The 19484-nt window shown below is 66.1% G+C and carries 15 protein-coding genes; 8 read left to right on the top strand and 7 right to left on the bottom strand.

The features are described 5' to 3' along the window. Positions 1–98: 98 nt before the first annotated feature. From DOM66_RS03765 to DOM66_RS03755, 3 genes are read right to left on the bottom strand one after another with little or no spacing between them, the layout of a single operon-like run. Complete coding sequence (locus DOM66_RS03765) at positions 99–866, bottom strand: PqiC family protein (RefSeq protein ID WP_232825278.1); 768 nt, start codon at positions 864–866, stop codon at positions 99–101. Next, positions 863–2515 (bottom strand): intermembrane transport protein PqiB, encoded by a 1653-nt coding sequence (gene pqiB / locus DOM66_RS03760; RefSeq protein ID WP_110677572.1) that lies wholly within the window; start codon positions 2513–2515, stop codon positions 863–865. The genes DOM66_RS03765 and pqiB overlap by 4 nt, the downstream gene beginning before the upstream one ends. Continuing rightward, positions 2508–3869 (bottom strand): paraquat-inducible protein A, encoded by a 1362-nt coding sequence (locus tag DOM66_RS03755; RefSeq protein WP_110689604.1) that lies wholly within the window; start codon positions 3867–3869, stop codon positions 2508–2510. The genes pqiB and DOM66_RS03755 overlap by 8 nt, the downstream gene beginning before the upstream one ends. 281 nt (positions 3870–4150) lie before the next feature. On the opposite strand from DOM66_RS03755, the gene DOM66_RS03750 reads away from it, so the two are divergent. The 7 genes from DOM66_RS03750 to DOM66_RS03720 all read left to right on the top strand — a co-directional run bounded on the left by DOM66_RS03750 (position 4151) and on the right by DOM66_RS03720 (position 13940). Then, positions 4151–5119: a calcium/sodium antiporter gene (locus DOM66_RS03750; protein WP_110689296.1), complete on the top strand. Its 969-nt coding sequence runs from the start codon at positions 4151–4153 to the stop codon at positions 5117–5119. Between the two features lie 405 nt (positions 5120–5524). Then, entirely contained in the window at positions 5525–6937 is a 1413-nt protein-coding gene (locus DOM66_RS03745; RefSeq protein ID WP_110677576.1) for a cytochrome ubiquinol oxidase subunit I, read from the top strand. A 4-nt stretch (positions 6938–6941) separates the two neighbouring features. Further along, entirely contained in the window at positions 6942–7943 is a 1002-nt protein-coding gene (gene cydB / locus DOM66_RS03740; protein ID WP_110677578.1) for a cytochrome d ubiquinol oxidase subunit II, read from the top strand. Further along, positions 7940–9670, top strand: coding sequence for a thiol reductant ABC exporter subunit CydD (cydD, locus tag DOM66_RS03735; protein WP_110689295.1), 1731 nt, complete (start codon positions 7940–7942; stop codon positions 9668–9670). Before cydB ends, cydD begins: the two co-directional genes overlap by 4 nt. Continuing rightward, positions 9667–11370, top strand: coding sequence for a thiol reductant ABC exporter subunit CydC (gene cydC, locus DOM66_RS03730; protein WP_110689294.1), 1704 nt, complete (start codon positions 9667–9669; stop codon positions 11368–11370). The genes cydD and cydC overlap by 4 nt, the downstream gene beginning before the upstream one ends. Before the next feature lie 169 nt (positions 11371–11539). After that, a complete protein-coding gene (locus tag DOM66_RS03725) occupies positions 11540–12718 on the top strand; it encodes an acyl-CoA dehydrogenase (RefSeq protein ID WP_110689293.1) in 1179 nt (392 codons plus the stop codon). A gap of 4 nt (positions 12719–12722) precedes the next feature. Next, positions 12723–13940: a CaiB/BaiF CoA transferase family protein gene (locus DOM66_RS03720; protein ID WP_110689292.1), complete on the top strand. Its 1218-nt coding sequence runs from the start codon at positions 12723–12725 to the stop codon at positions 13938–13940. 6 nt (positions 13941–13946) lie between these two features. Here DOM66_RS03720 and csiR read toward each other — a convergent pair whose 3' ends face one another. After that, positions 13947–14648 (bottom strand): DNA-binding transcriptional regulator CsiR, encoded by a 702-nt coding sequence (gene csiR, locus DOM66_RS03715; protein WP_407071973.1) that lies wholly within the window; start codon positions 14646–14648, stop codon positions 13947–13949. 173 nt (positions 14649–14821) lie between these two features. Between csiR and DOM66_RS03710 the strand changes: the two genes are divergently transcribed. Then, on the top strand, positions 14822–16054 hold the full coding sequence (locus DOM66_RS03710; protein ID WP_110689290.1) for an AGE family epimerase/isomerase: 1233 nt from the start codon (positions 14822–14824) through the stop codon (positions 16052–16054). 4 nt (positions 16055–16058) lie between these two features. Here the strand turns inward: DOM66_RS03710 and DOM66_RS03705 are convergent, their stop codons facing one another. From DOM66_RS03705 to DOM66_RS03695, 3 genes are all read right to left on the bottom strand, one after another. Beyond that, positions 16059–17861, bottom strand: coding sequence for a SulP family inorganic anion transporter (locus DOM66_RS03705; RefSeq protein WP_110677593.1), 1803 nt, complete (start codon positions 17859–17861; stop codon positions 16059–16061). Between the two features lie 97 nt (positions 17862–17958). Continuing rightward, the gene (locus tag DOM66_RS03700; protein WP_245392352.1) at positions 17959–18903 is read right to left on the bottom strand and encodes an alpha/beta hydrolase; all 945 of its coding nucleotides are present in this window, start codon (positions 18901–18903) and stop codon (positions 17959–17961) included. A gap of 147 nt (positions 18904–19050) precedes the next feature. After that, positions 19051–19422 carry a flagellar protein FlaG gene (locus tag DOM66_RS03695; RefSeq protein WP_110677595.1) on the bottom strand — a complete coding sequence of 124 codons (372 nt, stop codon included), beginning with the start codon at positions 19420–19422 and terminating at the stop codon, positions 19051–19053. Between the last annotated feature and the right edge of the window lie 62 nt (positions 19423–19484).

The following is a 19484-nucleotide window of genomic DNA, read 5'->3' as shown; positions in this document are numbered from 1 at the left end:
GCTCGCCGACACCGTAAATAGCTGCATCCATCGACCCGGGCGACGTGTCTCTGCGCCCGGGTCGATGCTTTTCGAAGGCAGCGCTTTGTCAGCTGGACTCAGTGGCCGTTGCGCGAACTCGATAGTTCGCCGGCAATGCGCTCGCCGACCGCCTCCCAAGCCTCGCCCAGGGTGCGCACCAGCGCCGGATAGCCATCGGCGGTGAGCGGTCGGGTAATGCTGAACGGCTCCTGGCGCACCACGCGGTTGCCCTCGCGCAGCTGCCACTCGCCCGACACCACCGCCTGACCGTCGTAACGCCCCTGGAATCGATCCACCTCGACGCTGAGGCGGGCATCACCGGCACCGCCCGCACCCAGCACCAGGGTCTGTGGTAGCGCCTGGGTCAGGGTCTGGCGCAGGTTACGAGTCAATTGACTGCCCAGACTATCGGCCCACAGGTTCTGATTGGCGCTGTTGAGCTCGATATCGCTCAACTGCATCACGATCCCCTCCTGATCCAGATAGTTCGAGATCGCCACCGGCTGCACCACCAGCGTTGGCGCGCCGATGCCGGCCGCCGGCGTCACCTTGCCGATCTCCGGCAGGGTGTAGCGGTTGGGGGCGCTGGGCGTCCCGGCGCAGCCGGCCAGGGTGAACAAGCCGGCAAGCAGCAGCAGGGAGAGGGCGCCGCGGCGCCACCGCGGTCCCCGTGCCGGCGCGGCCTCGGCGTCCCTGACGGCGCTGCGGCGGGCGTAGCAGGCAGACGCCTGGCTGCTCGAACTCCGGCCAGATTCGTTGCCATGCGGCATGCTCTGTGTGGCGTGTGCCTGGTGCTGCAGCTTGTGTGTCGATGGCGTCGACAGCGTTTCAGGGGTCGGTCTCATGGCGCGGCCCTCGGCGTGGGATCGGCCTGAACCTCACGATCGAAGATCAGGGCATTGGGTTTCTCGCTCAGCGTGCGCGCCACCGGCTGCAGGTCGCGCATCAGCTGCTCCAGCTGCTTGAGCGTATCGTTGAGCTGGCGGTAGCCGGACGACCCGGAGGAGAAGCCGTTCAGGGTGTTCTGCAGCTCCTCGAGGGTGTCGTTGACGCTGCCCGGCAACTGCTGGGTGGCCGGGTCGGAGACGATTGCGTTGACCGACTCGGCGATCTGCTGAACCTGCTCGAGGGTCTTCTGCGAGGTCTGCATGGTCTTGTCCAGACTCGACAGGATCGGTTCGACCTTGAGGTTGTTGAGCTTGTCGAGCAGGTTGGAGACCTTCTGTTCGATCTGCGCGAAGCCGCCGGAAACCGTCGGGAAGACCGGTTTGCCATCGAATGTCATGGGTTTGTAGGCAGGGGCATCATCGCTGAAGTTGAGGTCGACGAAGAGCGCGCCGGTGATCAGGTTGCCAGCCTTGAGCGTGGCGCGCAGGCCGAGCTCCTTGAACATCTTCTCGAAGCGCTGGCGCACCTCTTGATCGTCGATCTTCTTGTTGATGTCCTCGCCGCTCTCCAGCCGCTGCGGTTCGATCCGGATCAGCACGGGAATCGCGAACTGGTTGAGACCGTCCGGCTGCGGTGCGGTGAAGTGCCAGGGTACCGAGACCACGGTGCCCACGCGTACGCCGCGATACTCCACCGGCGCGCCGCGGCTCAGTCCGCGCACGGTGTCATCGACCAGCAGCACGTACTCGACGTACTGGTCGTAGGTGCCTTCGCGGGCGCTCTCCTCGCTGTTGTAGAGCGTATAGGTGGCGTTCTGCTTGGCCGGGCTGCCCTGGGTCACGTCCTCGGGCACGCCGAAGGTGACACCGCCGCTGATCAGGGTCTCGAACGAATCCAGGTTGACACTGACGCCCTCGGAGTTGAGCTGCACATCGATGCCCGAGGCGCTCCAGAAGCGCGTGGTGTCGGTCACCAGCGAATCGTAGGGTGCCTGGATGAACAGGCGGTGGCGCATCTCGCGCTTTTCGGGGTCGAAGTCGGTGCTCTCTACCCGGCCCACGGTGTAGCCCTGGTAGGTGACCGGATCGCCGGCGCTGAGCGAGTTGCCCACCTGACTGACCAGATTGATGCGCAGTCCCGGTGCATCGGGCGGGGCGACCGGCGGCTGGTCGAGTACATCGAAGTGATCCTGGTACTTGTCGCTCTTGCCCGGCGCCAGCTGGATGTAGGCACCCGATAGCACCGTACCCAACCCGCTGATGCCCTCGCGACCGATGCGCGGCTTGACCACCCAGAAGCGAGTGTCACTGTTGAGCATGCGCCCGGCATCGCTGGACATGCGTGCGGTCACGACGGTGTGGGAGAGGTCATCGGAGAGGCGCACGCTCTCGACGTGCCCCACTTCGACGTTGCGCGTCTTGATCAGCGTCTTGCCGGCCTCGATCCCCTCGGCATTGTCCATGTCCAGGGTCACCAGCGGGCCGCGACTGGAGAAGTTGTCCCATACCATCCAGGCCCCGATCAGCGCCGCCAGCAGCGGTACGATCCAGATCGGCGACAGGCGCGATTGGGACAAGCGCTTGGCGCGCTGCAGCGAATCAGACATCGTCGGCTTCCTTGACCGGAGAGTAGGGGGACTGCCGCTTGAGGGCAGCGGGCATGTGTGGCTGTACGTCGCGCGTATCCCAGATCAGGCGCGCATCGAAGGTGATCGCGGCGAGCATGGTGATGATCACCACTGACGAGAAGGCGAGCGCCGCCGGGCCGGGCGTGATCGCCAGCAGCGAGCCGGCATGCACCAGAGAGACCAGGATCGCCACCACGAAGACGTCGATCATCGACCAGCGTCCGATGAACTCGGTGATGCGATAGAGCTTGAGCCGTTTGTGGCGGTAGTTCAGCTGGCCGCGCTTGCGGACCACGAAGCAGAGCCAGGCCAGGGCCAGAATCTTGCCGATGGGCACCACCACACTGGCGGTGAAGATGATCAGCGCGATCGGCCAGTCGCCATGGGCGAGAAAGATCAGCACACCACCGATGATGGTCGACGGGGTCTCGCTGCCCAGCGAGGTAGTGGTCATGATCGGGTAGAGGTTGGCCGGAATGTAGAAGATCACCGCCGCCAGCAGCAGGGCCCAGGTTCGCTGCAGGCTGTGCGCGTTGCGAAAGCGCAACCGCTCACCGCAGCGCGCGCAGCGCCCGCGGCCGAAATGGCTCAGCCGATTGACCAGGCCGCAGGTGGGGCAGCCGGTCACGCCCTGCGCCGCCGCCGGCTCGCCGAGTCGGCAATGCTCCGGGGCCGGGGGCTCGCCGGCGAGGGAGAACCACATCCAGTCGATGTCCAGCGAACGCGAAGTCCACAGCAGCAGCAGTGCGAAGGCACAGAACGACCAGAAAGAGAGTCCCAGGTCGACCGAGGCCATGCCCGCGATCTTGATCAGGCTGACCAGCGCGCCGATCACGAAGACATCGGCCATCATCCAGGGTGACAGCTGCACCAGGGCACGCGCGATGCGCCGGCTGCGTGGCAGCGGGCGACGGCGCAGCAGGCCGATCTGCAGCCAGATCACGCTGAGCAGATAGAACACCGGCAGTACCACGATGGTCAGCAGCACCAGAATGCCGACGAAGGGTTCGTGGAAGTCGACCAGACTGATCGCGGTATCGGTCAGTTGAATGGCGTTGCTGACCCCGCGCGCCTCGAAGCGAATGAAGGGAAAACTCATGGAGGCGATGAGCGCGATCAGTGCCGTGATCGCCAAGGCCAGGCTACGTTGGGCCGGACGTGCGTGGCGGTGGCTCAGGGTATGGCCACAGCGCGGACAATTGGCGCGCTGATGCGGGCGCAGCGGCGGTAACGCCACCAGCAGGTCGCACTCATGGCAGGCGCGCAGCCGCCGGCGCCGGGCGCCAGGGCGCCAGGGCGCCGTGTCCTGAGCGACGGGATGGTCGATACGCAGAGAGGCCAATCAAGCTTCCTTCGAGTCGCGTTCGTGCAGGGTCGTCATGCTACCTAATTACATACATTCATGCATGTTTGCTGGCTTGCCGGTACGCCAGCGGAAACGTGGGAGCGCGACCCGCTGGCTGTGTGTGCCACGCTGGTGACGTATCGCGCTCCGATACTATAGTAGGTCAACTCGTGAGTGCCCTAGAAGAACAATCGCTTAGATGGCGTCGGGGGAGGAGAGTGCGCGCACCCGCGGGTGCGCTCGAGTGATCGCTACAGGGAAGGATAGACATGCTGGCTCTAGGGGCAATCATCGTGGGTCTGGTACTACTCGTATGGAGTGCCGACCGTTTCGTCGAGGGGGCCGCCTCCACCGCGGCACATCTGGGGCTGCCGCCACTGCTGATCGGCATGCTGGTGATCGGCTTCGGCACCTCGGCGCCGGAGCTGATGGTGTCGGCACTGGCGGCGAGCCAGGGCAATCCGGGCTTGGCCCTGGGCAATGCCTACGGCTCCAATATCGCCAATATCGGCCTGATCGTCGGGCTGGTGGCGCTGATCACTCCGCTGATGGTGAACTCGCAGGTCATCCGCCAGGAGTTGCCCTTGCTCGGCGTGGCGACCCTGGTCTCGCTCTGGTGTCTGCACGACGGTGACATCTCGCGCGGCGACGGTGTGCTGATGCTGGGGCTGCTGGCACTCTACCTGATCTACAGCGTGCTGCGCGCGCGCCGTCAGGATGACGATACCCTGGCGGTGGACGTGGAGAGTCACGCCGCGGCGCACGCCATGAGTCTCAAGCGCGGCCTGTTCTGGACCCTCGTTGGGCTGCTGCTGTTGATCGCCAGCTCACGGCTGCTGGTGTGGGGCGCGGTGAGCATCGCCCAGGCGCTGGGGGTCAGCGATCTGGTCATCGGTCTCACCGTGGTGGCGATCGGTACCTCGCTGCCGGAACTCGCGTCGTCGCTGGTGGCGGTGCGCAAAGGCGAGCACGACCTGGTGCTCGGTAACGTGGTCGGCTCCAACTTCTTCAATACGCTGGCGGTGGTGGGGCTGGCCGGGGTGATCCACCCGATCGATGTCGACGCGGTGGTGGTGACCCGGGACTGGCCGGTGATGGCAGGGCTGACCCTGGCGCTGCTCGTCTTCGGCATCGGCTGGCGTGGCCGCCAGGGCCGCATCAATCGTCTCGAGGGCGCGGCGCTGCTGGCCACTTTCATCGCCTACACCACCTGGCTGGTCGTCACCGTGCTGGTGTGAACCAGATCGTGCCTGCCTACGTGCTCGGCAGGTGCCTGCGCTTCAGTTCTTAGCCACGCTAGAGGCCGGGATTGCGACGAAGGCAAGCGCCGAGACTTGGCATATTGTCGCATCCCAGGCAGGCCGCCGGGCTCGACGATACGCCATGAGCTGGCGCCAGCCCCCATGGTTGCTGGCTTCAAGCAGAATTGGCTAATATTTAGCCAGGACCTGCGGCAGGGCTGCGACATCGCGACATCGTGTAAGCCGTTGTCAGCACTCGTATCATCGGTGCCAAGACCTGCGAGGGTTGATCTTCGCCGACCTCGACGGCCGGTCACTACTAGAGGGAGCGCGCCCGGCGGCGCGGATAGCCCAATCCGCTCAGTCGACTCGCGACGCGCCCGCACATCCGAGGAGCCAGCCATGGCACTAGATCCCATCCTACTCTCACGATTGCAATTCGCTTTCGTGGTCTCCTTCCACGCCATCTTTCCGGTGTTCACCATCGGTCTGGCCTCCTATGTCGCCGTGCTGCAGGGGCTCTATGTCGCCACCGGCAACGCAGTTTGGGACCGTCTGGGCTACTTCTGGACCAAGATCTTCGCCGTGGTGTTTGGTATCGGTGTGGTCTCGGGCATCGTGATGGCGTTTCAGTTCGGTACCAACTGGAGCAACTTCGTGCGCTTTGCGGCCAATATCATTGGTCCGCTGCTCAGCTATGAAGTGATCACCGCTTTCTTCCTCGAGGCGGGCTTCCTCGGCGTGCTGCTGTTCGGCCGTCATCGGGTGTCGCCCTCGGTGCACTTCTTTGCTGCGTTGATGGTGGCCGTGGGTACCTTCATCTCGGCGTTCTGGATTCTGGTCTCCAACAGCTGGATGCAGACTCCGCAGGGCTTCGAGATTCATGATGGCGTGGCGCACGTCACCTCCTGGATGGAGGCGATGTTCACCCCGTCGTTCCCCTATCGATTCATGCACATGGCGCTGGCGGCCTTCCTCACCGGCGGTTTCGTGGTGTGTGGCGTGAGCGCCTGGTTCCTGATCCGCGGACGCGATGTCGAGGCCCACCGGCGGGCGCTGTCGATGACCCTGTGGCTGCTGCTGATCCTGGCGCCGCTTCAGGCCTTCGTCGGCGACGAGCATGGTCTCGACACCCTCGAACACCAGCCGATGAAGGTCGCAGCCATGGAGGGCAACTGGGATACCCAATCCCACGTGCCGCTGCTGCTGTTCGCGTTGCCCGACCGCAGCCTGCAGGCCAACCGCGTGGAGATCGGCATTCCCGATGGCGCTAGCCTGATCCTGCGTCACGACCCCAACGGTGTGGTACCGGGTCTCAAGGAGATCCCCGAGTCGCAGCAGCCGCCGGTATGGATGGTGTTCTACAGCTTCCGGGTGATGGTGGCGATGGGGCTTCTGATGATCGGCTTCGCACTGGCGGGTCTGTTCCTGCGCAAGGGCGGGCGCTTCTACACCTCGCGGTTCTATCTGCGCGGTCTGCAGCTGATGAGTCTGGCGCCGTTCCTGGCAGTGCTCTCGGGCTGGTTCGTCACCGAGATCGGACGCTCACCGTGGCTGGTCTACAACGTGCTCTCCTACAAGGACGCGGTGACCCCCTCGCTTTCCGGCTGGATGGTGCTGACGACCTTGATCGGATACATCACCGTCTACGCGGTGATCTTCGTCGCCGGGGTCTACTACCTGTTCAAGGTGATTCGTCAGGGACTCGACGAGCTCGATCCGGATGAGGAGATTCACGACGCGGATCGCCCGGCGCGGCCATTCTCCGCCACCCACGTGCCGTTCGACGGCCACACTTCGGCCTCCAGGAGCTAAGCGCATGGAAATGTTCGATCTCTCCCTGATCTGGGCGGTCATCATCGCTGTCGGCGTGATCATGTACGTGCTGATGGATGGCTTCGACCTGGGTCTGGGTATCCTCTTCCCGTTCGCGCCGGACGAGGATGCCCGTGATGTGATGATGAATTCGGTGGCGCCGGTATGGGACGGCAACGAGACCTGGCTGATCCTCGGCGGTGCAGGGCTGATCGGTGCCTTCCCGCTGGTTTACACCATTCTGCTGCCGGCGCTCTACCTGGGCGTGTTCCTGATGCTGGCGGGGCTGATCTTCCGTGGCGTGGCGTTCGAGTTCCGCTTCAAGTCGCACCGCTCCAAGCGCTATTGGAGTCTCTCCTTCGCCGGCGGCTCCTTCCTCGCGGCCTTTGCCCAGGGGTGTGTCGTCGGTGCCTATATCCAGGGCTTCGATACCGCCAATGGCGTCTATGTCGGTGGTGCCTTCGACTGGCTGACGCCGTTCACGATCCTCACGGGTATTGGCCTGGTGGTCGGCTATGCGCTGCTGGGAGCGACCTGGCTGGTGCTCAAGTCCGAAGGTCACGTGCGTGACTGGGCGCGGGCGCTGGTGCCCAAGCTGCTGCTGGGGGTGCTCGCGGTGTTCGTCATCGTCAGTCTGTGGACGCCGTGGATCGATCGGGGCGTGTTCGATCGCTGGTTCGATCATCTGCAGGTGATCTGGCTGCTGCCTGGCGGTGCGCTGCTGTGCGCGCTGGGGATCTTCCTCAGCAACCGGCATGGGCGTGAGGGTGCCGCCTTCATGCTTACCCTGGGGCTGTTCGTGTGCACCTATCTGGGGCTGATCGTCAGCCGCTGGCCCTACGTGGTGCCGCCGAAGATCACCCTGTGGGATGCCGCCTCGGCGCCGGAGTCGCAGTTCTTCCTGCTGATCGGGGTGCTCTTCGTGCTGCCGATCGTGCTGGTCTACACCGCCTGGTCCTACTGGGTATTCCGCGGCAAGGTGCGCGTCGGTGAGGGCTACCATTGAGTCGAGGGTCGCGTTCAGGCGCCCGGTCACGTCCGCGTAACCCGTCGCGTGCGTGGCTGGAGGCACAGGCCACGGCCATCCGGCCGTGGCACCGTCGCGCGCTGGGCTGTGGTCTGATTGTCGCCGTGGCCACGCTGGTGCAGATGGGCGGGCTGGCCTGGATCGTCGCGCATGCCGTGATCGCGGGCCAAGGCATCGCCGAGCTGTGGCCGGTACTGCTGGTGGTCGGGCTGGCACTGGTGCTGCGCGCCGCTGCCCAGTGGGGTCAGGAGGTGAGCGGCCAGGCCTGTGGGCTGACGGTGAAGCGCGAGGTGCGCGCGCAGTTGCTGGCCAAGCTCCACGCCCTGGGCCCGGTACGCCTGGCTTCTCGGCACAGTGCCGGGATCGCCAGCCAGCTGGTCGACCAGGTCGAGTCGCTGGAAGGCTACTACGCGCGCTTTCGCCCCCAGGTGATGCTGGCGTTGTTGGTGCCGCTGCTCTATCTGGTGGTGGTGCTGTGGCTCAACTGGTTGGCGGCGATCTGGCTGCTGATTGCCGCGCCGCTGATCCCGCTGTTCATGGCGCTGATCGGCATGGGCGCGCAACGCCTGAACGAGGCGCAGTTTCGCGCCGTGACACGTCTTTCCGGCCACTTTCTCGACCGCGTGCGAGGGATCACCACACTGCAGCTGTTCGGTCTCGGCGAGCGCGCCACCGCCGAGGTGAGCGACGTCGCGCATGATTATCGGCGGCGCAGCATGCGTACCCTGCGGGTGGCGTTTCTCTCCTCGGCGGTACTTGAGTTCTTCGCTGCCGTCTCGGTCGCGGTGGTGGCGATCTACATCGGCCTGGGCCTGCTGGGCTATATCGACTATGGCCCGGCCGGCGAACTCGATCTGTTCAGCGGCCTGTTCATCCTGCTGCTGGCGCCGGAGTTCTTCCAGCCGCTACGCACGCTGTCGCAGCACTACCATGACCGTGCCTCGGCGCTGGGCGCTGCGGAAGGGTTGATGGCACTGCTCGATGAGCCTGTGCCTGTGCCTGCGACGGATTCGGCATCGGCACAGGCACCGAGCGGGGCGATGACGGCGGCGGTGGAACTCGAGGCGGTGGAGCTCAGCCATGTCGGCCGCCAGCGGGTGCTGGGGCCACTCTCGCTACGCGTGGAATCGGGCGAGGTGGTGGCCCTGGTCGGCCCCTCCGGCAGCGGTAAGTCGAGCCTGCTGCAGCTGATCGCCGGCTTCGTCGCCGCCGACCGCGGCCGTGTCGCGGTGACCCCCGGGCCGGCAATCGCCTGGCTTGACCAGCGTCCGCTGATCATCCAGGGCACCCTCGCCGAGAATCTGCGCCTGGTGGCGCCGACGGCGAGTGATGCCGCACTGCGTAGCGCACTGGAAGAGGCCGGATTGGGCGCCTGGCTGCGCGCCGCCAAGGGTGGCCTCGACACGCCCTTGGGCGAGCGCGGCGTAGGGCTCTCCGGGGGCGAGGGGCAGCGTCTGGCGCTGGCGCGGGTCTTTCTGTCGCCGGCGCGTCTCGTGCTGCTCGACGAACCCACCGCGGCTCTGGACCCCGAGACCGAGCGTGCGGTCGTGACCGCACTCCAGCGACTCGCTGCCACCGGGCGCACGCTGCTGGTGGCGACCCATCACCCGGCGCTCATGGCCATGGCCGATCGCGTGCTCGCCCTCGATGGCGGCCGTTTGGTCAGCGCTCCCGGCACCCTGTGGCAGGAGGTTCCGATCTCATGAGGTCTCTGGCAATTCGACTGACGGATCTCTATCGCAGCCTGCGCCCGTGGCTCGCTGTGCTCGGCGCGCGACGTGGACGCCTCTGGCTGGGCGCCGCACTGATGCTGGCGACGCTGGTGAGCGCGCTGGGGCTGCTGTCGCTTTCCGGTTGGTTCATCACCGCCACTGCGGTGGCGGCCCTCTCCGTGCCGGTATTCTTCGATGTCTTCGCGCCGGGCAGCGGGGTGCGTGCCTTCGCCGTGGCACGTACTGCCAGCCGCTATCTCGAGCGGCTCTACAATCACGACACCGTCCTGCGCCTGCTGGCTGACCTGCGTGGCGGGGTGTTCGCGCGTCTGGTGCGACTGGATGCACGCACGCTCTCCCGGGCACGCGCCGCGCAGTGGCTCAACCGTCTCACCGCGGATATCGATACCCTCGACAACCTCTATCTGCGTCTGCTGGCGCCGCCGCTGGTGGCGTTGGTGGCGATTCTCGGTTTCGCCCTGTTCGCCATGCTGTTTCTGCCTGCGGCGGGCTGGTTGCTGCTGGCACTGTTATTGCCCTTGTGGCTGGCGTTGACGCTCGGCTGCGCCTTGTGGGGCTGGCGCGCCAGCCACCGTCGGGTCGATCGTCAGGAAGCGCTGCGCGTGCGAGCGGTGGAGCAGGTGGAGGGGTTGGCCGAACTCACTGCCTACGCCGCCCTGGAGACGCATCTGGATCACTGGAGAGCGGAGGAGCAGGGCCTGATCGCCGATCAGCGCCAACTGGGCCAGCGTACCGCAGCGGCCAATGCGCTGACCACGCTGGTGATCCAACTGGCCGCCGTGGGCGTGCTTGGTCTGGGACTGGCGGCGCTGTCGAGCGGGGTCCTGAGCGGTGCGGTGATGGTGATGCTGACCCTGGGGACGCTGGCGGTGGCCGAGGGCCTCGGTGGCCTGCCGATGGCGTTCACCCAGCTCGGTGCGACCCAGCGTGCGGCCGAGCGTCTCAATGCGCAGACCGCGCTGACGCCTGAGCAGGAGGGCGAGTCTCTGCAGAGCGGTGGTGCCGCGCCGAGTCTGGCCTATCGCGATGTCGGGTTGCGCCAGGGCCCGCGCTGGGTCCTGCGCGGGATCGATCTGGCGCTGGCGCCGGGGCAGATCGTCGGGGTGATCGGTGCCTCCGGCAGCGGCAAGTCGACCCTGGCACAGCTGGCGGTGCGCGCCTTCGACCCCGATGTCGGCGAACTGCGCTTCGATGACCATGTGGTCGCCGAGCTGGCGCCGGACTCGCTGCGTGCCCGCATCGGCTACCTCACGCAGCGCAGCGAGCTGTTCCATGACACCCTGGCCGCCAATCTGCGCATGGGCGATCCCACGGCCAGCGACGCACAGCTGTGGGCGGTGCTTGAGCAGGTGGACCTGTACGACTGGGCCGAAGCGCTGCCACAGGGGCTCCAGACCTGGGTCGGCGAGCAGGGGCGCCAGCTCTCCGGCGGCCAGGCTCGCCGGGTGGCGCTGGCGCGGGTGATGCTGCGCAACTCACCGCTGGTGATCCTCGACGAGCCATTGAGTGGACTGGACGCGGCAACCGCGCAGGTAGTGAGAGCGGCGCTGTCGCGCTGGTTGGCCGGGCGCACCGCGCTGTTGCTGGCGCACGAATCGGCAGCGCTGCCGGGCTGCGACAGCAGCTGGCGACTGGTATCCGACGCGGGTGGTGCAACCCTGCAGAAAATATAGCCATTGGCGCTATAACGTAGATGTTGTCTTGAAAACGTCGATATTCGTTATTGGATATCGACGTTTTTCGCATATCCCTTCCCGCAGCCTTGGCGTACGCTCCCGGCAGGGCGTTGCCGTTGCGCACGCCATCTCCCTTCCTTCGATCCAGCGCCAGGAGGCGTGTGTCATGTCCGGTTTCCAGTGGGACGATCCGCTGCTTTTCGACCAGCAGCTCGATGACGAGGAGCGTCAGATCCAGCAGGTGGCACGGGACTACTGCCAGGCACGGCTGCAGCCCAGGGTGCTGGAGGCGTTCGAGGCAGAGCGCTTCGAGCGCGAGATTCTCTCCGAGATGGGCGAACTGGGCCTGCTCGGGGCGACCGTGAGCGAAACCTACGGTGGCGCCGGTGCCAGCCACGTGGCCTACGGCCTGATCGCGCGCGAAGTGGAGCGGGTCGATTCCGGTTACCGCTCGGCCATGAGCGTGCAGTCGTCGCTGGTGATGTATCCGATCGAGACCTACGGCAGCGAGGCGCAGAAGCAGCGCTGGTTGCCGGGACTGGCGCGGGGCGAGCTGGTGGGCTGTTTCGGCCTGACCGAGCCCAACGCCGGTTCCGACCCTGGCAGCCTGCAGACCCGGGCGCGCAAGGTCGAGGGCGGCTACCGCCTCAGCGGCCAGAAGATGTGGATCACCAATAGCCCGATCGCTGACGTGGCGGTGGTGTGGGCCAAATCCGACGCCCATGAGGGCCGCATCAAGGGCTTTCTGGTCGAGCGGGGCGCCAAGGGGTTCTCCACGCCTACCATTCAGGCCAAGGCGTCGCTGCGGGCGTCGGTCACCGGCGAGATCGTGCTCGATGACGTCTTCGTCGACGAGGAGGCGTTGCTGCCGGAGGCCGCTGGCCTGAGCGGTCCGTTCGGCTGCCTCAACAAGGCACGTTTCGGCATTGCCTGGGGGACACTCGGCGCCGCCGAGTTCTGCTGGCACGCGGCGCGTCAATACACTCTGGATCGCCACCAGTTCGGCCGGCCGCTGGCGGCAAACCAGCTGATCCAGCTCAAGCTGGCCGACATGCAGACCGAGATCGCCCTGGGTCTGCAGGCATGTCTGCGCGTCGCGCAGCTGCTCGATGCCGGCCAGGCGACACCGGAGATGATCTCGCTGATCAAGCGCAACCACAGCGGCAAGGCGCTGAACATCGCACGCACTGCGCGCGACATGCATGGCGGCAACGGTATTTCGCTGGAGTTCGGGGTCATCCGCCACATGCTCAATCTGGAGACGGTCAACACCTACGAAGGCACCCACGATATCCATGCGCTGATCCTGGGGCGCGCCCAGACCGGCATCCAGGCGTTCGGGTGAGGTCATGAGCGACGCCCAAGCTCCGCTCGCCGGCCTGCGCGTACTCGATCTGTCGCGGGTGCTGGCTGGCCCCTGGTGTACCCAGCAGCTGGCCGATCTGGGGGCCGAGGTGATCAAGATCGAGCGCCCGGGGCGCGGCGACGATACCCGCGCCTGGGGGCCGCCCTGGCTACCCGGCACCCAGGAGTCCGCCTACTTCCTGAGTGCCAACCGGGGCAAGCGTTCGGTGGCGATCGATCTCGCCGACCCCGAGGGCCAGGCGCTGGTGCGCCGGCTGGCGGCGTGCGCCGACGTGCTGATCGAGAATTTCAAGGTCGGTGGCCTGGCGGCCTACGGGCTCGATTACGCCAGCCTGACGGCGGAGAACCCCGGCCTGGTCTACTGCTCGATCACCGGTTTCGGCCAGGATGGCCCTTACGCCTCGCGGGCGGGCTATGATTTCCTGATCCAGGGGATGGGTGGGCTGATGAGCCTTACCGGGCAACCCGATGTGGCCGGTGGCGAGCCGACCAAAGTGGGGGTCGCCCTCACCGATATCCTCACCGGGCTTTATGCCGCCAACGCCATCCTGGCGGCCCTGCGCCGGCGTGACAGCGATGGCAAGGGCGCCTATATCGACATGGCGTTGCTCGATGTCCAGGTCGGCGTACTGGCCAATCAGGCGCTCAACTATCTCACCAGCGCCAATGTGCCCCAGCGCCTGGGCAACGCTCACCCCAATATCGTGCCCTACCAGGCGTTTGCCGCCGCCGACGGTCATCTCATCATCACCGTGGGCAACGACGACCAGTTCCGGCGCCTGTGTGAGGTGCTGTCGCTGGCGGCGCTGGCGGACGACCCGCGCTTCGCCACCAACGCCGCCCGGGTGGCGCACCGCGAGCTGCTGGTGGAAAAGCTCGCGGCGCGTTTGCGCGAACGGTGTCGCGATGAGTGGTTGCTGGCGCTGGAGCGGGCAGGGGTACCCAGTGGGCCGATCAACACCCTCGATCAGGTGTTCGACGACCCCCAGGTGCGCCATCGCGGGATGCAGATCGAGCGCCGCGGCGAAGATGGTCGGGTCGCGCGTCTGGTCGGCAACCCGATCAAGCTGGATGGCGAGCGTCTGGGCGCATCGGGCATGCCGCCACGGTTGGGTGAGCATACCTTCGAGGTTCTCGAGGCGTGGCTGGGCCCCGATGCCGCGCACTGGCAAGCCCTGCGTGAACGGGGTGTGATCGGCTGATGCCGTTCAGGCCCAGCCGCGCTCCGCCAGCCGCTGCTGGATGATCGCCACCGGGGTCAGCAGATGATCGCGCAGGGCGCGCGCGGCACCCTCGGCATCGCGCGCCAGCACGCGCTCGACCAGCGCCGCGTGTTCGACTCGCTTGGCGGCCAACGCCTCGGCGGAGAACACCGTCTGGTGCAGCCACAGGTGACGATAGCGCTGGGCCTGGTCGAACAGCGCCGCGCGGGCCTGCAGCAGCGGTGGGCAGCCGCAGCCGTCGACGATCGCCGCATGAAGCGCCTGATGGCGGGCATCCCACAGATCGAGCATGTCGTCGCCGGAGTGCAGGTCGCTGACCCTGGCCAGACGATGCGCTGCGGCCAGAATTGCAGCCTCCCAGGCGTCGTCGCCACGTTCGATGGCCAGCCGGGTGAGCAGCCCCTCGAGTTCGGCGCGGGCGTCGTAGAGCGCTTCGAGCTCGTCCAGCGACATCGGCGCCACGCGGTAGCCGCGTTGGCTGACGCTGGTCACCAGACGTTCGCCGACCAAGCGGGTCAGCGCCTCGCGCAGTGGTCCCACGCCGATGGCGTAGCGGGCCTTGAGCTCGTTCATCAGCAGCTTTTCCGCGGGGGCGTAGCGGCCCCGCACGAGGTCGCGCTTGAGTGCCGCATAGGCGGCTTCGGCGCTCTGGGTGGGCGGGGCGGCGGAGCTGGGCTCGATGTTCACGGGGTGACTGGGCGTATCAGGCGGCATGATGAGTGGGGCCGAGGCGATGAATGGCAGTCTATGTCGACATTTAACGAAAATATCGACTTCTTGAGAAGCACGACCAGAGACGCATTGCGTCGCGGTGACAGGCAGGTTACACCAGACAGAGCAATCCGAAGGATTCTTTGCTCATGCCATTGACGTCATCCTCTCAAGTCGCCCAGCAGATCGATAGTCTCATGGGGTTCTATCACCCTCGCTGCATCGATACCCAGGCGGGGTTCTTCCACGCCTTTACCGATAGCGGGGAGCGGATTCAGCCCCAGCGTCGGCATCTGCTCTCCAGCGCTGGCTTCGTGATCAACTATGCCCGCTACGCCGTATATCGTGGGGAGCCCGAGTATCTGACCTGGGCGCGGCATGGTCTGCGGTTTCTCGACGAACGCCACTACCAGACGCGGATCCAGGGCTATGCCTGGCTGCTCGATGGCGTTACGCCGGAGGATGAGACCCAGCGCGGCCTGGGGCTGGCGCGAGTGCTCGAGGCGTATGCCGTGGCGCTGGACGCCGGCATCGGCGAGGCGGCGGCGGGGCTCGAACGGGTGCGCGTGCTCATCGACAAGCACTTTTACGAAAGCGACAGCGGACTCTACGCCGACTCGGCGGATGGGCGCTGGCGGCTAACTCCCTACCGCGGCCAGCGCGCCAATCTGGAGATGTGCGAGGCGCTACTGGCCTGCTATGCGGTGAGCGCCGATGCTGCGTGTCTGGCGCGGGCGCTGAGCGTGACCCGCTGTGTCTGGCAGCGGCTGGCACCGCTCGCCGGCGGCTGGCTGTGGGAGCATTTCGACAGCGATTGGCGGGCGGATTTCGAACTCCACCGCGACCGCCCCGATGATCCCTATCGCCCCTGGGGATTTCAGATCGGCCATCTCGTCCAGTGGGCCAAGCTGATGACGAGGCTGGCGGCGTGTTCGCCGAGTGCCCGTGGCTGGCTGCTGGAAACCGCCGGCTCGCTGTTCGTGGGGGCGATGGAGGCGGGTTGGGATGCCGTGCATGGTGGCCTGGTGAGCGGCGTGGACATGCGCCGCGAGGTGGTCAATCGCGACAAGCAGCACTGGGTACAGGCTGAGGGGCTGGCGGCCGCGGCGCTGCTTGCGGAGGCCACCGGGCAGTCGCGCTACTGGCGCTGGTACGATCGCATTGCCGGCTACTGCGGCCAGCACATGATCGACGGCCTCCGCGGTGGCTGGTATGCCACGCTGACCGCGGACAATCGCCCCTACTCACGTGAGAAGAGCCCGCTGGGCAAGACCGACCGCCGCCCGCTGGCCACATGCTATCTGCTGCTGCCGATCCTGCGTCGCCGTGAAGGGTTGAGCGAGCCAGGGCGTGCTGTCGGCGGTAGGTTCGCTGGGGTTTGAAGCCTCAACTGGCGGCATCCGATGACTCGGCCCTGGTTCGGGCTTCGTCATCCAGGCGGTGACGCAGCTCGGTCCAGGCACTATAGGTACTGAGATAAACCTCGCCGCTCAGGTGATCGAGAAAGTCGCTCTTCTTGAGGCGATCCATGACCGGACCCTTGACCTCGGCCAGATTGAGCGCGATCTGTGAGTCGGCCAGGCGGGCATTGATCGCTTCCAGGCTCTCCAGTGCAGAGGCGTCGATCAGATTGACCGCAGAACAGATGAGCACCAGGTGGCGCATGGCCGGGCGATCGGCGATCAGCCCGTAGACGGTATCTTCCAGGTAGCGCGCGTTGGCGAAATAGAGGCTCTCGTCGATCCGCAGTAGCCCGATCTCGGCATCGATCTCGGCATCGTGACGGCGCACGTTGCGAAAGTGCTCGGTGCCCGGCAGCCGGCCTACCACGGCGGTATGCGGTCGACTGGTGCGATAGAGGTAGAGCGCCAGCGACACGCCCACGCCGGCCATCACGCCGGCCTCCACCCCTTCCAGGAAAGTCAGCACGATGGTGATCAGCATGGCGGCGAAGTCACTCTGCGAGTAGCGCCAGGTACGCTTGAGAGCGGGCAGATCGACCAGAGTCATCGCCGAGACGATGATGCTGGCGGCCAGGGTGGCGATCGGCAGGTAGGCGATCAGCGGCGTCAGGCACAGGATTACCAGGCCGACGCCGAGCGCTGCCAGGGCGCCGGCGGCGGGGGTGCGCGCGCCGGCATCGAAGTTGATCACGGTGCGTGACAGACTGCCGGTGACCGGCATACCCGAGGTGAAGGCGGCGGCCAGATTGGCACTGCCCAGACCGATCAGCTCTTGATCGGGAGAGATGCGCTCGCGCCGGCGGGCAGCCAGCATCTGCGCCAGCGATACCGATTCGATGAAGCCCACCACACTGATCAGAAAGGCCGGCAGCAGCAGCTCGCGCCACAGCGCGGGGTTGAGTGAAGGCAGGCTGAGCGGCGGCAGATGTGCTGGAATCTCGCCGACCACGGCCACGCCCAGCGCGGGGAGGTCGAGTGCCCAGGAGAGGCTGGTGGTGATGGCCACCGCCATGACCGGGCCCAGGCGCACGACGAAAGTGGCAGTACCGGCGGCGAGCCCCAGGCGGCGCAGTGCAGGGGCGGAGCGGCGCATCAGCAGCAGGAAGAGCAGTGCGGCCAGGCCCAGACCCAGGGTGGGCCAGTGCACCTTCTCGAGATGGCGCAGAATGTGTAGTAGCTGGTCGACCAGCGTGAAGCCGGCCCCACCAATGCCCATCAAACCGGCGATCTGGCTGGCGGCGATCAGTACCCCCGAGGCGGTCAGCAGCCCCGAGACCACCGGATGACTCAGGAAGTTGGCGAAAAAGCCCAGTCGCAGCAGTCCCATGAGCGCCAGGATGAGCCCTGAGAGCAGTGCCAGGGTGACCGCCCCCTGGCTGTAGGCGACGGTGCCGGACACGAATAGCGGAGACAGCGCCGCAGCGGTCATCAGCGAGACGATCGCCATGGGGCCGACGGCAAGAGTGCGGCTGGTGCCGAACAGGGTATAGGCGATCAGCGGCAGCATGCTGGCATAGAGCCCGGCGATCGCCGGCAGTCCGGCGAGAATGGCGTAAGCCAACGCCTGGGGGATCACCATCAGAGTCACGATGACTGCCGCGATCAGATCTTCGCCGAGCAGGTGGCGATTGTAGTAGGGCAGCCAGGTGGTGATGGGGAAGTAGCCGGCGATACGCGCCCGCAGCCGAATCCGTTCGCGGGGCTCGCTAGCGCTCCATCGGCTCATCGCTTTTTTGGCCTCTGTTCATAAGCTTATCGTTGGAAACGATAATGGTGCGCGCTCGCCGGGCCGCATGCAAGCCGGGGGTGACGCCTGCCCGCACTCAGCCAGGGGGCATCTCGCGGGCGAGAAAATCGAGTGCCGCATCCTCGGCGTCGCCACGCAGCAGGAAGGCAGTGATATGGCCACGCCAGCGCATCCAGTAAAGCTCGACGTGGACCCCGTGTGACTGCAGCGCCGTGAACAGTACCCGAGCGTGCTCGGGCGGCACCAGGTCGTCCCAGGTGCCATGGAACAGGAAGAAGGGCGGAGCGCCAGCGTGGACATGTGTCACCGGCGATGCGCTGGCATAGGCGCCGGGAAGCTCCTCTTTGGTACCGCCCAGCAGCTGGATCAGCAGTCGACCGCTGTCCCATAGCCGCAGGTCCGCCGGCGTGCCCCCGGAGACGACGGCGGCGAAGCCGGTATCCGCGCCACCGTAGGGACGGTCGAGTGGACTATCGGTGCCTGCCACCAGTGCCAACAGGCTGACCAGGTGGGCGCCGGAGGAGTAGCCCAGACCGGCGATGCGACCGGGGTCGATCCGCCACTCGGCGGCGTGGGCGTCGATCCAGTGACGTGCCAGCTGCAGATCGTGCAACTGCGCCGGGAAGCGAAACTCGGGGGCGAAGCGGTAGCTGACGTTGATCACCACATAGCCGTGACGGGCGAAACGCTTGGCGATCGGGGTCATGTCCTCTTTCGAGCGACCTTCCCAGCCACCGCCGTGAACCATCATCACTGCCGGACGCATGGCGTCGCCGGCGGTATCGGGTAAGTAGACGTCCGCGCTCAGCGGCTGCGGCCAATCCCCAGGCGTGAATAGCTGGTCAGGCAGGACCTGGTAGTCGAGTCCCTGTGGGGTTCGGGCTGCGGCCGCCCCCGAGACGTCTGGCGCGTTGACGTAGGTCGAGCAGCCGCCCAGCGCCATGCCCAGCATCAGACACAACCCCAATTCCTGCCAGATTCGCAGGGCGCGCATCGCGCGCGCCATTGATTGCCCTATCATCTTGCCGCTCCCTCGGCCATGTGTCGTGGCCTAAGCGTAAGCGCTGGCGCTCGATTCGACGAATTCGCAACAGGGCACGCCGGCAGCTGTTACTCAGACGCCATGTCGCGCTGCCGGGCAAGCCAGAGGCGGGAAGGGCTGTCGGTGTCAGGCTGAGGCGTCGACCAAGCGGCCCTGGTCGTCGGCGAAGGCCTTGGCGATCCGCAGCATCTCCTCCGACGGGATCTGGCGGATGACTTCTCCGGTGGCTCGATCGATGACCCGGGTGATCACCTGGCTGTCGAAGTCGCTCAGCTCGAAGCGCAGGCCGTACTGGTACATGACTGCATTGAGCTCGTTGATCTGGTCGCTCAGATAACCCTTGCCGGCGCGCTCGCCATCATTGGCGGCTGCATTGGCATCCTGCACGAACGGCAGATTCTGCCGTGCCTGCTGCATCAGGCTGTCGAGGCGCTGCTGTGGCGAGCTGCCGGCGCCCAAGTTGAGCGATAGCGTGTTGAGATCGATGGGGCTGGGCATGGCTTGTCACTCCCGTTAGCGACACTTGGATCAGGCACTTCGACTGCCAGCGTCGAGCCGCT

It is taken from the genome of Salinicola endophyticus (assembly GCF_003206575.1).
Classification (GTDB): Bacteria; Pseudomonadota; Gammaproteobacteria; order Pseudomonadales; family Halomonadaceae; genus Salinicola; species Salinicola endophyticus.
The sequence above is the reverse complement of the archived record's forward strand: the minus strand, read 5'-3'. Positions and strand labels throughout refer to the sequence as shown.